At 67.6% G+C, this 12,214-nt stretch carries 10 protein-coding genes and 1 riboswitch; of the genes, 5 read left to right on the top strand and 5 right to left on the bottom strand.

Features of this window, described 5'->3' with window-relative positions:
* Positions 1-347: 347 nt before the first annotated feature.
* Entirely contained in the window at positions 348-2,063 is a 1,716-nt protein-coding gene (locus EUA98_RS18540) for a nitrite/sulfite reductase (RefSeq protein WP_130104175.1), read from the bottom strand.
* 520 nt (positions 2,064-2,583) lie between these two features.
* A riboswitch (cyclic di-AMP (ydaO/yuaA leader) is annotated at positions 2,584-2,735 on the top strand.
* Between the two features lie 100 nt (positions 2,736-2,835).
* On the opposite strand from EUA98_RS18540, the gene EUA98_RS18545 reads away from it, so the two are divergent.
* On the top strand, positions 2,836-3,519 hold the full coding sequence (locus EUA98_RS18545) for a C40 family peptidase (RefSeq protein ID WP_350339519.1): 684 nt from the start codon (positions 2,836-2,838) through the stop codon (positions 3,517-3,519).
* A gap of 240 nt (positions 3,520-3,759) precedes the next feature.
* Here EUA98_RS18545 and EUA98_RS18550 read toward each other — a convergent pair whose 3' ends face one another.
* Positions 3,760-5,277: an IS1634 family transposase gene (locus EUA98_RS18550; protein ID WP_207219158.1), complete on the bottom strand. Its 1,518-nt coding sequence runs from the start codon at positions 5,275-5,277 to the stop codon at positions 3,760-3,762.
* 183 nt (positions 5,278-5,460) lie between these two features.
* Here EUA98_RS18550 and EUA98_RS18555 point away from each other — a divergent pair, with 183 nt between their 5' ends.
* Positions 5,461-6,291: a class I SAM-dependent methyltransferase gene (locus EUA98_RS18555; RefSeq protein WP_130104177.1), complete on the top strand. Its 831-nt coding sequence runs from the start codon at positions 5,461-5,463 to the stop codon at positions 6,289-6,291.
* A 762-nt stretch (positions 6,292-7,053) separates the two neighbouring features.
* Here EUA98_RS18555 and EUA98_RS18565 read toward each other — a convergent pair.
* From EUA98_RS18565 to EUA98_RS18575, 3 genes are all read right to left on the bottom strand, one after another.
* Positions 7,054-7,548 (bottom strand): DUF4395 family protein, encoded by a 495-nt coding sequence (locus tag EUA98_RS18565; RefSeq protein ID WP_130104178.1) that lies wholly within the window; start codon positions 7,546-7,548, stop codon positions 7,054-7,056.
* Between the two features lie 556 nt (positions 7,549-8,104).
* Positions 8,105-9,235 (bottom strand): HAMP domain-containing sensor histidine kinase, encoded by a 1,131-nt coding sequence (locus EUA98_RS20365; RefSeq protein ID WP_130104179.1) that lies wholly within the window; start codon positions 9,233-9,235, stop codon positions 8,105-8,107.
* On the bottom strand, positions 9,232-9,966 hold the full coding sequence (locus tag EUA98_RS18575) for a response regulator transcription factor (RefSeq protein ID WP_130104180.1): 735 nt from the start codon (positions 9,964-9,966) through the stop codon (positions 9,232-9,234). Before EUA98_RS18575 ends, EUA98_RS20365 begins: the two co-directional genes overlap by 4 nt.
* 168 nt (positions 9,967-10,134) lie before the next feature.
* On the opposite strand from EUA98_RS18575, the gene EUA98_RS18580 reads away from it, so the two are divergent.
* Genes EUA98_RS18580 through EUA98_RS18590 form a run of 3 tightly spaced genes read left to right on the top strand, consistent with a single transcriptional unit; the run spans position 10,135 to position 12,046 of the window.
* On the top strand, positions 10,135-10,479 hold the full coding sequence (locus EUA98_RS18580) for a thioredoxin domain-containing protein (protein WP_130104181.1): 345 nt from the start codon (positions 10,135-10,137) through the stop codon (positions 10,477-10,479).
* Positions 10,480-10,481: 2 nt separating this feature from the next.
* Entirely contained in the window at positions 10,482-11,429 is a 948-nt protein-coding gene (locus EUA98_RS18585) for a cytochrome c biogenesis CcdA family protein (protein ID WP_130104182.1), read from the top strand.
* The gene (locus EUA98_RS18590; RefSeq protein ID WP_130104183.1) at positions 11,426-12,046 is read left to right on the top strand and encodes a peroxiredoxin family protein; all 621 of its coding nucleotides are present in this window, start codon (positions 11,426-11,428) and stop codon (positions 12,044-12,046) included. The genes EUA98_RS18585 and EUA98_RS18590 overlap by 4 nt, the downstream gene beginning before the upstream one ends.
* The last annotated feature ends 168 nt before the right edge of the window (positions 12,047-12,214 follow it).

Here is a 12,214-nt window from a genome sequence, read left to right on the forward strand (position 1 = left end):
GCCCACGGCAACCAGCGCAGCGCATGGGATGCCGGCGAGCGCTTCGACCACCCGAACCCCGAGTACCGATAGCCCGGCGCCACGCCGGGGCGCGCTAGCGCGCGGGCGAGCCCCCGACAGCTCAACCCTCCCGCTCCGTACGCGAAATGTCAGAGCGCCGAGCAGCGCGACGAGTCTCGCCGCCAGTCCCACCCCGACCCTCGCGCAGTTGGTGGTGCTGAGCGGTGCAGACACGGCCTCGCGGTCGCTATGCATCGGCCCGTCGGGGGCTCCACGGCGGCGCCTCGCTCGGACGAAACCGCAGCCGCCAACTGTTCAACCGCTCGCTTCCCAATGGCCGGGTCCGTTCATTGCAGGGCGTCGACGTCGGCCCGGTGGGCCCAGACCCCGAACGGTTCGAATCCGGTCGCGGTGACCTGGCGGTCGGCGACGTACCGGCGCACGATGCGCTCGACGTACGTTGCGGCGCCGTCTGCCGTGACCTTGAGGCCGCGGACCGTCCGGCCGAGCCCGGCTTCTGCACGGTCGGGGGACGCGAGACCGCCGCCGAGGTGCACCTGGTAGCCGGGGACCTGCTTGCCGTCGTCGTCCATCACGAGCTGGCCCTTGAGTCCGATGTCCGCGGTCTGGATCCGGGCGCACGAGTTGGGGCAGCCGTTGAGGTGCAGGCTGATCGGGGTCAGCGCGGGCAGGTCACCGAGGCGCGACTCGAGCTCGTCGATGGCGCCGATGGCGGTCGCCTTCGTCTCGACGATCGCGAACTTGCAGTACTCGATCCCGGTGCACGCGATGGTGGCTCGGCGGAACGGGCTCGGCTCGGCCTCGAGGCCGTTCGCGCGCAGACCGGTCACGACGTCCTGGACGCGTTCGGCGGGGACGTCGAGCACGAGCAGCTTCTGGTACGGGGTCAGCCGGACGCGGTGCGACCCGACGCTGTCGGCCAGGTCGGCCACCGCACTCAGGGAGGGTCCGGAGACGCGCCCCACGTACGGGGCGGCGCCGATGTAGAAGCGCCCGTCCTTCTGCTCGTGCACCCCGACATGGTCACCGGACCGGGTCGGCTGCGGCGCGGCCGGGCCGTCCGGCAGCGGATAGCCGAGGAACTCGTCCTCCAGAACCGTGCGCAGCCAGGCGGGGCCCCAGTCGGCGAGCAGGAACTTCATCCGAGCCTTGTTGCGCAGCCGTCGGTACCCGTAGTCGCGGAACAGCTGGGTGACCGCGAGCCAGACCTCCGGCACGCGCTCCTCGCTGACGAACGCGCCGAGCCGTTCACCCAGCCGTGGCGCCACGCTCAGCCCGCCGCCGACCCACAGGTCGAAACCAGGGCCGAGCTCGGGGTGCACGACGCCGACGAACGCGACGTCGTTGATCTCGTGCAGGACGTCTTGGCTGGGGTGGCCCGTGATCGCGGTCTTGTACTTGCGCGGCAGGTTGGCCAGCTCCGGGTCACCGATGAAGCGCCGGGCGAGCTCGCCGATGGCCCAGGAGGGGTCGATGATCTCGTCGGCCGCGATGCCCGCGACCGGGCTGCCCAGGATGACTCGCGAGACGTCCCCGGCGGTCTCCGTCGTGCTCAGGCCCACGGCCTCGAGACGCCGCCAGATCTCCGGGACGTCCTCGATCCGGATCCAGTGCAGCTGGATGTTCTGGCGGTCCGTCACGTCCGCGCTCCCGCGGGCGAACTCGGTGGAGGCCTCCCCGATCGTGCGCAGCTGCCCGGTCGTCAGGGCGCCGCCGTCGATGCGCACGCGCAGCATGAAGTAGCGGTCCTCGAGCTCGGAAGGCTCGAGCGTGGCGGTGCGGCCGCCGTCGATCCCGGGCTTGCGCTGGGTGTACAGGCCCCACCAGCGCAGCCGGCCGCGGAGGTCGTCCGCGGTGATCGAGTCGAAGCCCCCGGCGGCGTAGACCTGCTCGACGCGCTCGCGGACGTTCAGGCCGTTGTCCTCGGCCTTCATCACCTCGTTGGCGTTCAGGGGGGTGCGTCCGTCGACGGCCCACTGGCCGTTCGGACGGGTGGCGCGTGGGGCGGGGGCGGCGGCGCTGTCGGGGCGGGGCGCGGTCATGGTGGTCCTCGGGTTCGGGCGGACGCCCGGCGCCGACGGCTACCCCGGCGGACGGACGGGGTGCGCGGCGCGCATGGCGGGGGATGTCCGGGGTTCAGCCGACGGGGCGGACCCGGACCTCACGCGTCTGTCAGCGACAACACCACGCCGTGCACCCGAGGGTGTGCACGGCGGGGGCGCACGGCGCGCTCGGTCGGCTGGTCACACTAGGCAGGCTAGGTGACCCGCCGAAGATTCTCCGCGGCGGACCATCTACTGGATCCCGACCCCCTCATGGACAGCTCAACTCGTGGCCTCACCGAGTCGGCGACGGCGAGGAGCCGACCCGCAACCGGCCGCTTCAGGAGGGGGCTACCCGATCGGGCAACCCGCGCGACCTGGGCTGACCCGACTCCATCTACCGATGGCTCCGTGACCTCACCGTGACAATTGCGGATCGAGTCAGTTAGGGTCTGCTCACCCCGGGGCGATCCCGGGTGGCCTGAGGTGGACCGCCGAGTCCTGCCACCACCGATGGCCCCTCGAAGTCTCGCTGGCAGGAGCGGGGGACCCAAGCACGGCGGACACCGGCAGTCGGTGTCCTTGGGGTGAAGCCGATCGTTCGTTGATCGGCCGGGCGCATACTCCCGCCCGAACCCGACAGCTCACCCCGAAGGCGACCGGAGAGGTCCCCATGCCCGTGAGCTCAAGTCTTCCCCGCCACCGATCAGCCGGTCGACCCGTCACCGCCCTGTCCGACCTCGCCACTACCGCGACCGGGACCCTCTCTGTGGTGAGTCGTCGGTCCGTCGTCGTCGCGGCGTCCTCCGGACTGATCATGTCGGTGATCGCGGCACCTGCAACGGCTACCGTGCCCGCCGAGAACACCACCAGCCACGCCGCCGTGGACACCTCCAACCTCACCGCAGGCGCACGCGCGGCACTTGCGACCTCGCCGGTCGTCGCCGTGCCCGACGACGCGTCCTGGTCCCTGGACATTCCACCGCTCACCGTCGTCGCCGACCCGCCGCCCCCGCCGGTCCGCGCCGCCCCGCCTGCCGCGTCGCGTAGCGCGGCTCGCGCAGCTGTGCCGGCCGAAGCGGCCCCGGCCGCCGCGATCGGCGCGGCCGCGCCGGCGAGCGCGAACGGGAGCGCCATCGTCGAGATCGCGTCCCGCTACGTCGGGGTGTCCTACCTGTGGGGCGGCACGACCCCGGCCGGGTTCGACTGCTCGGGATACACGTCCTACGTGTACGCGCAGGTCGGCATCACCTTGCCCCGCACCTCATCGGCCCAGCGCGAGGTCGGCACGGTCGTCTCCCGCGCCGACGCCCAGCCCGGCGACCTCATCTGGTCCCCCGGTCACATCGCGATCTACGCCGGCGGCGACCTGCAGGTCGACGCACCCCGCCCCGGCCAGACCATTCAGATCCGGAGCATCTGGCAGTCCAACCCGACCTTCATCCGGGTGAGCTGAGCAGCGCGCGACGCCCTGCGCACACCGATCCGCTGGGCGTCGCGATTCGAGCCGACCGCAGAATCTCTCTCGCAAGGTCACGGGGGTTGGACGCACGCCGGGATCAAGCCCCACCAATCCGCATCAACTACAACGAGCACTGTCCGCCGCACTGAGACCCACTCGATTGAAGATTCACGGACGAGTTGGCGCTACCCGGCAAGAATCTCTCGAATCGACTCCGGCCTGACTCTCACAGGCTTAGTGCCCCGGGCTGATCGGGGGTAGGCGGTCGAGGATGGCGCGGGCATCGGTGTCGGGTTGCGGGTCGGCGGGGATGGTCTGGTCGCCGATGGCGATGACGACCGAGCGCAGGGGGCGCAGGGTCTGGACGAGCTTCTTGAGCGTGGCTCCGGTGGCGTCTTGGAGGTGCCGGCCGACTGCCAGGGCGGCGAACACGACGGTCAGGTGGGCATCGATGGCCTCGCGCTGGTGGTGGAACACGGGCCGAGCCCGAAGGTCGGACTTGGTCATCCGGAACGAGCGTTCGACCTGCCACAGGTCGTGGTAGGCGTCGATCACGGCCTGTCCGGACATGTGCTCGATGGGCAGGTTCGTGACGTAGCCCTTCAGCCCGGCCAGCTGGTGGGCCCGGTCGATGACGGCCTGATCCAACTCCTTGCTGGCGCCGGTGACCTTGAGGAACCTGGCCTTGCGCATCGGGGCCGCGCCGGAAGCGATCTTCTCGGCCTTGGTAATCATCAGGTTGATCGTGCGGTCGTCGTGCTTCTGCCTCTTGAACTTCCACTGGTAGACCACCCGCCGTGAGCGGGCACCCTTCCCGGTCCCCATCCGGCGGGCGGACTCCAAGATCTGCCCGTCGGTGAAGTAGTTCCCGTGGCGTTCGAAGTGGTCGGCCAGGTCGTAGGGGGCCTTGACCAGGCGCGACCCGACGATGAAGGAGAACCCAGCGTCCTCGATCGCGTCGAGGTTGGCCGCCGAGAGCATCCCGGCATCGGCGACCACGACCATCGACGTGACGGTGTGCCGTTCGGCGAACGCGGTCAGCACCGGGATCAGCGTGGTGGTCTCGGCCTTGTTGCCCTCGAACATTTGGATCTCCAGGGGGAAGCCCGTGGGGTCGACCAGGAGCCCGACCTGCACCTGGGGGTCGACCCGGTGCTCCTTGCTCATGCCGACCCTGCGCAGGTCGTCTTCGTCGGCGACCTCGAAGTGCAGCGTGGTCACGTCGTAGAGCACCATCGCCGCCGTCCCGCGCATGCGGGTCGCGTGCGCCATGCACGCGCCCGCCAACTGGCCGCGGTAGTCCTTCGCCCTCGCCCGCTTCAGGGCGGCGTGCAAGGTGTTGACGTGCGGGGACGGCACGCCGATCTCGTCCAGGACGCGCACGGTGTCGGCCTTCGACGTCGGCTCGATCAACCTCGCCAGGACCAGCGCACGGAACGCCTCGTCACCCAGGGCGTCGAACCCCAACCGGGCGTAAGCATCAGCCAGCACCTGCCACAGCCACCGGCTCGAGCTCGACACCACGCGCGCGGCGGGCGTCCCCGCGACCGGCGCGGGCGCCAGACCCAGATCGAGCTCGTCCTGACCCGTGGCGAGCTTCTCCCGAGCCTGCTGCATCAGCAGCGCCAGACCGAGCTCATCATGCGCCGAGCCGACGTGCTCCACGATCCGCCGTACCCCGGACCGCTTCTCCACGATCTGCACCGCCGTCGCTCCCGACGCGGTCTTCACCTTGCGCACGAACGGCGACACATCGTGAGACTACCGGCACCCCTTAGTGCCCCAAATCAACCTCCCGCACACCGCTGACCTGGAGTTCTACTCCAAGCGGCCCATCCACCTGTGAGAGTCAGGCCGGATGCGATACTTTGATTTCGATCGCGCGCGCGACGCGAACCAACCTTAAGCTGTGCGGGAAGAAATAGGATCTCGAAATTGGCGTCAGAGAAATCAATCGATACGACAGTTGCGGAAGCCTACGAGCAGCACATGGTGCCCGGCATGTTTCGGCACTGGACGGAGCTCCAGGTGGGGCTCGCTGCACCGAAGGCCGGCGAGCATGTGCTGGATGTCGCATGCGGCACTGGCATCGGCGCAAGGCTCGCGGCGGCACACGTCGGGCCGACGGGCAGGGCCGTTGGCATTGACATCGATCCCGGCGTGATCGAGCTCGCGCGGCAGCTTTCACGCGGCAGTGAGACGCCGATGGAGTGGCATTGTGCGAGCGCGCTGGAGATGCCGCTCGAAAGCGACGTGTTCGATCTCGCGCTGTGTCTGCAGGGGCTGCAGTTCTTTCCGGACCGGCTGAAAGGTTTTGCGGAGATACGCCGCGTGCTGAAGCCTTCGGGAAGGCTCGTTGCGAGCTTCTGGGGACCGCTGGAATCTAACAAGGGACATCACGTGGTCGTGCAGGAGCTCGAACGGCTCGGGGTCGATGCGGCACCGGCAAAGCGCGCCTGCTCGTTCTCGAATACGGAAGAGATTCGCGCGACGGCCGCGCAGGCTGGCTTCGCAGGCATCGAGCTCAGGACCGAGGAGGGCGTCTCGCAGTTCGGTTCCATACAATCGTTTCTGGAAGGCATGACGCGTGGCTCGCCGTCCACGCGGCATGCGGTAGCGAAGCTGTCGGCAGACGCGCGGGAGCGCTTCGTGCGGGACGTGCGCGAGGCGTTGCAGCCTTACGTGATCGACGGCGTGCTGGCGTACCCGATGCGCACCCACGTGCTTGTCGCTCGCGCCCAGGCATCGGATGGGGGCACTGCGTGAAAACCGGATTTACAACGACGATCCTGCACTCGGATCTCGAGTTGCCCATCGAACACTTTCCGGTCCACAAGCCGATGCACCTCGCTGCCGCCTACGGCTACCCCGACGCGGCACGACTTGGCGCGCGTGTTCAAAGGCGAGATGCCGGGTTATTCGTACGGCCGCCAAGGCAATCCGACGGCGACCGCGCTCGAATCGAAGGTCACCCTGCATCAGCAGCGCCAGACCGAGCTCATCATGCGCCGAGCCGACGTGCTCCACGATCCGCCGTACCCCGGACCGCTTCTCCACGATCTGCACCGCCGTCGCTCCCGACGCGGTCTTCACCTTGCGCACGAACGGCGACACATCGTGAGACTACCGGCACCCCTTAGTGCCCCAAATCAACCTCCCGCACACCGCTGACCTGGAGTTCTACTCCAAGCGGCCCATCCACCTGTGAGAGTCAGGAGTTGGCGCTACCCGGCAAGAATCTCTCGAATCGACTCCGGCGCGGCGCTGAAAATCCAGGCTCTGCCGATTCCTGGCTCGGCTGTGTCAGACGTTGTCTTGACCGGGGCGCGACCGTAACGGCGGCCTTCTTCTCGGCGGAGAAATGTGGGTATATTTCGCCGTACGGCTCTAGTGTGGGTGCTGGAACCAACGATGTAGTCCGTGGTGGCGTTCTCGAGAGCGTTTAGGTTTCGGCCGGATCGCTATCGGACCCGTTTCAGACACGGCGTTCATCTAGCATCCCGACACACCAAGACCATTTGGAACGCTTCAACCAGATTTCCGGACTCTCCGTTTCGATCCGAGGAACAGCCTGTAGATCCAGGATCCGAGGCACCAGAGGCTGCCGGTCAGAATTGCTCCCCCGATGGCAACAGTTCCTCCAAAAATGGAGCCGAGCAAGGGCGCTCTAATATAGAAGAACAATGCCGAGATTGCCAGCATTGCAGTGGAGAGTAGATACGAGAACCGTCGCGGCGTTGGCGTAGGAGGAAGTGGCGGGGATCGGAGAATGCGTCGAACGACGAGGTTGTAGACCAGATCAAGGGCCATCCCTTTCGGCCAAATGCTCCCGCTCAAGGCAACGAGTGCCATAATTCCGATCCAGATGGCCGACTGGGAGAGCAGCCCGATCACAATCAGAATTGTGCCAACGGCGGGGGTGAATCGCAGTGGCATCGCGAAGCAGGACTTGGCCTCTGCGTCGAGATCCTCAAATCCTTGCTTATTTAGATTGTTCTCCAAAGAAGCACTCAGTTTCGCCATTCTGCCATCTTCTTCGTATCCGGAAATGGTCCCGTACCGAGCGCAGGAATTCGGCTATGAGTAGATTCGCTCGTGGTAGACAACCCCAGCCTTCCCGCAACGCCTGGAGAGACGAGTGAGTGGTCGCGCAAAAAGACCGTCAGTCCCGATGCGCGCCGTGGCGCCAAGCGAGTTCGGATTGCGTGCAGCCGCGATACAGGTTCCGAACTACCTCTACTCTGCCCTGCCGCTGTAGCGATCGAGGCAAGAAACTATGAAGGAATGACAGAGGAGCCTCTCCGCCGGCCACGGACGCCGGGACGCCGGGACGCCTAGCCGAGCGGTCAGGCCAGCCGCGAGCGCCACGCCCTGCTTACGGCCATTCGCAGCGGTTGGCAACAGGCGGTCAGGTTGCTCCTCGGTGAGGGACCCCGTTCGTGCCTTCCGGCGGGCAGAGCCCCCCGTTGGCAGATATGCCTTCGTCGGCGTGGGGATCGGCGACGAACCGATGAACCCACCGGCCGTCCGCGATGCCTGCAAGATCTCGCGGGCGCCACAAACCCGAGGTCTAGAGGCCTTAGGTCGCCCCGACTGCGGGCAGCGTGACGGTGAACACCGCGCCTCGACCCGGCCCATCGCTGTGAGCGGTGATTGTTCCGCCGTGCGCTTCGGTGATCACCTTGGCGATGGCCAAGCCGACGCCAGATCCGCCGTGTCCGCGGTCTCGGGCGGTGTCAACCCGGTAGAACCGATCGAAGAGGTGCGGCAGGTGGTCGGGGGGAATGCCCTCGCCATCGTCGGCGACGACGATGCGAACTGACGCACCTGCGCGGTCAGCCATCAGCGTGACCCGACCCCCGGGCGAGGTGTGTCGCAATGCGTTGTCGAGCAGGTTGGTGAGAACCTGCGCGATCCGATCCGCGTCGGCATCGATCATGGTGGTCGCGGCGATCGGCGAGACCCGTACATCCAAGCCCACTCCACCTGTGGTGTATCGGTGGGTCGCCTGGGCGGTCGCGTCTGCCACGACCTGCGCCACTGCGAGGATCGTGCGACGCATCGTCAGGCGTCCTTCCTCGGCGGTGGTGACCAGGGCGATGTCCTCGCTGAGCCGCGCCAGACGCGCGACCTGGTCGCCGAGCATGGCCAAGGTTGGCGCGTCGGCCTGCTCGACGCCTTCTGCGATCGCCTCCAGATAGGCACCCAGCGTGGTGACCGGGGTGCGCATCTCATGGGCGAGGTCGCCGAGCATCTGCGATCGACTCACCTCGATCCGGCCCAGGTCCGCGGCCATGGTGTTGAACGCCTCGGCGAGGTCGTCGAACTCGGTACCCATGCCCACGGCGGGGACCCGAGCGGTGTAGTCGCCGCCGGCCACCCGGCCAGCCGCTTCGGTCACCGGAGTGAGGGAGCGTGAAACGCGTCGAGCCACGAAGATGCTGACCACCACGGAGGTGAGGAGTGCTGCGGCTAGGGCGAGCGCCAACGACAGGGCCGAGGCGGTGCGGAACGCCTCCTCTGCGTGCAACGTGGCGAAGGCGCTCGAGCCACCAATGTGGCCCATGTGGTTGTGGAAGATCGCAGGCCCAATCCCTGCGACGACTACCCACGCCGTTGCGCCTCCCACCATCACCACGACCAGGATCGCCCCGAGCAGTCGGGTACCGAGGTCCCTGCGCCCGCTGATCCACGACCTGACCCGCTTCATTCGCCGGGGCCCATCCGGTAACCCACACCACGAACCGTTCGAATGAACACCGGCTCGGACGAGTCGTCCCCGAGCTTGCGGCGCACGTGCCCGATGTGGACGTCGACGAGGTGCTCGTCGCCCATCCATGCACCACCCCAGACCGCCTCGATGAGCTGGGTCCGGGTGAAGACCATGCGGGGATGTGCGGCCAGCGCGGCCAAGACGTCGAACTCTGTGCGGGTGAGGTCGACCAATTCCCCCGCCACGCGGACCTCTCGCCCCTCGAGGTCGATCGACAGGGCACCGAACTCGGAAAGCTGTTCGTCAGAAGCTCCGGCTTCGCCTCGTCGTGGTCGGCGCAACATCGCGCGGACCCGGGCGACCAGCTCGCGGGGGCTGAAGGGCTTGGTGAGGTAGTCGTCGGCCCCCACCGAGAGGCCGACCAGTTTGTCGATCTCCTCGACGCGGGCGGTGAGCATGACGATGTAGCAATCAGAAAAGGTCCGCACAGCGCGGCAGACTTCGATGCCGTCCACACCTGGCAGACCCAGGTCGAGCACGATCACGGCCGGATCCCATTCGCGGGCTCGGACGATCGCGGCCTCGCCGTCCCCCGCTGTCTCGACCTCGAACCCGTCGTTGTCAAGGTAGGTGGCGACAAGCCGGGCCAGAGGAAGCTCGTCGTCCACGACCAGCACACGAGGCCGGGTCACCGAAGAAGGCCGAGGATCGGGCGCGGGGATTGACATGTGCCCATCTTCGCGCGCCGACTCCGCCGCTCAGTTCCGCCCGACCGACGATGAGCGACTACTTCATCGAATCTTCATCATCTCTACGGGCTCTATGCGGGTCAGACGCCCGAGTATTCATTCCAGCGGCGCCCGGCGCGCCCGCGCCGCCATCGCTTCGGAGGACCCATGTTCGGCAAGTCAACCCGCACTGCGCAGGACCTCCCGCGCGGGGCGACCTGGGTCGACATCACTGTTGTCCACGCCCCTGCGTGCCACTTCTGTGACGACGCGGAACAGTCGCTGTCGGCCCTGGCGAAGCGATTCCCGTTGGCCCTGCGGGTCGTTGCGCTGGAGTCCGACGAGGGTCGGCTCCTGACCGCGAAACACCGACCCGCCATGAGCCCGCTCGTCCTTGTCGACGGACGGTTCTTCAGCGCGGGACGGCTGCCGCGCAAAAAGCTCACCGCACTGCTCGAGCAAGTCGCGGTCGAGCACGCCGTGGCTCGCGACGGTTCCCCGATGGGGGGCTAACCATGGGCGACCTGCTGACGACCGGCAGCGTGCTTGCGGCGTTCTTCGCTGGGGGCGTCGCGCTCTTTGCGCCGTGCTGCATCGTGTTCCTCGCCCCGAGCTACATGGCTGTGGCGGTCAAGAACCGGCGCTGGCGACTCTTGCCGCTTACGTTCGTGTTCGCCGCCGGCCTCGCCCTGGTTCTGGTCCCCATCACTCTCGGCATGGGACTGCTGGCCGGCGCCATCGCCAACTACCACGCACCGCTGTACTACGCGGGCGCGGTCCTGATGCTGGTCCTGGCGGCATTGTCACTGTCCGGGCGGATGTGGTCGCTGCCGTCGTTCATCGCCTCTCCCGACACCACCCGCGGGGACACCGCGAGCTTCTTCTCCCTCGGGGTGTTCTCCGGGATCGCGTCGAGCTGTTGTGCCCCGGTCCTGGCCGGGGTAATGACTCTCTCGGCACTGTCCGGATCCGCGATCGGCGGACTGACCCTGGGCCTCGCATACGTGTTCGGCATGGTCTTCCCCCTATTCGTCATGGCCCTCGTGTGGGACAAGGTGCACCTGTCCGACCGCCGGTGGATGCGTGCGCACCCCGTCCGGATCCGCGTCGCGGGCCGGGTGCTGGCGACCAACACGCTCAACATCGGGGTCGCGGTCGCCTTCACGATCATGAGTGCAGGCATCTTCTACCTGGCCGCGGCCGGGGAGATGAGTGGCGGCTCCGCATTCCAGGGCGCCATCGGCGAGAACCTTGCCCGCACGTTTGAGCGCGCACAGACGTGGCTCGCGCCCGTCCCCGAGGCCGTGCTCGGGTTCGGGCTGCTCGCCGTCGCCGCCATCTTCGTCATCGCCACCCTGCACCGCGGGCCGGTCGACGACGACGAACCAGCGGACTGCCACGCCGACACCACCCCACCCGAGACGGCACAGACCCTCGGCGCACCAAAGGAGCCCCACGCATGACCACCCGAAGCAAGGCAGAGCGCGAAGCACTGACACAAGCCCAGGCGATGGCCCGAGCCAGGACGCACCGCAACCGCCGCCGCATCCAGCTGGGGGCGTGGGCCAGTGCGCTGGTCCTCATCGCCGCAGTGGTGACCGTCGGCCTGCTCACGTCTCGTCCCGACGCGTCCGCCAGCCAGCGCACGGCCCCCGCATTCACCCTGCCGACCACGGCCGGCACCAGCGTCAGCCTCAGCGACTTCAGCGGTCAGCCAGTGATCCTGTACTTCAACGAAGGCGCCGGCTGCGGTTCCTGCTCCATGCAGCTGGCCGCGATCGAGAAGGACCCGGGCTTCGCCGACGCAGGCATCACCATCCTGCCCATCGTGATGAACACCCGGGACCAGATCCAGCCCGACCTTGACCAGTACGGCGTCACCTCACCCGTCCTGCTCGACGACGGCACCGTCTCCAAGGCCTACGACACCCTCGGCAAGGGCATGCACGAAGGCCTCCCCGGACACTCTTTCGTCCTAATCGGTCCCGATGGCACTCAGCTGTGGAACGGGGAGTACCCGTCCATGTGGCTCGAACCCCAGAAGCTCCTCGACGAGGTCACCGCCCGTCTCGCGGCGTAGGCGACCGCACCCGACCCTGCACACCAAGCGATCCAGGCGCCTCGCCACACTCTGCGCGCATCGGGACTGCGATCAGTGGAGTTGGCGCCCGCCTAGGTGTTGTGGCTCATGAGGTTGGTGACGCGGGGGTCGTGAGACGAGGACGGGTCCCCGTCGGCAGGATGTGAA

The organism is Pengzhenrongella frigida (genome assembly GCF_004168625.1).
Lineage (GTDB): Bacteria > Actinomycetota > Actinomycetes > Actinomycetales > Cellulomonadaceae > Pengzhenrongella > Pengzhenrongella frigida.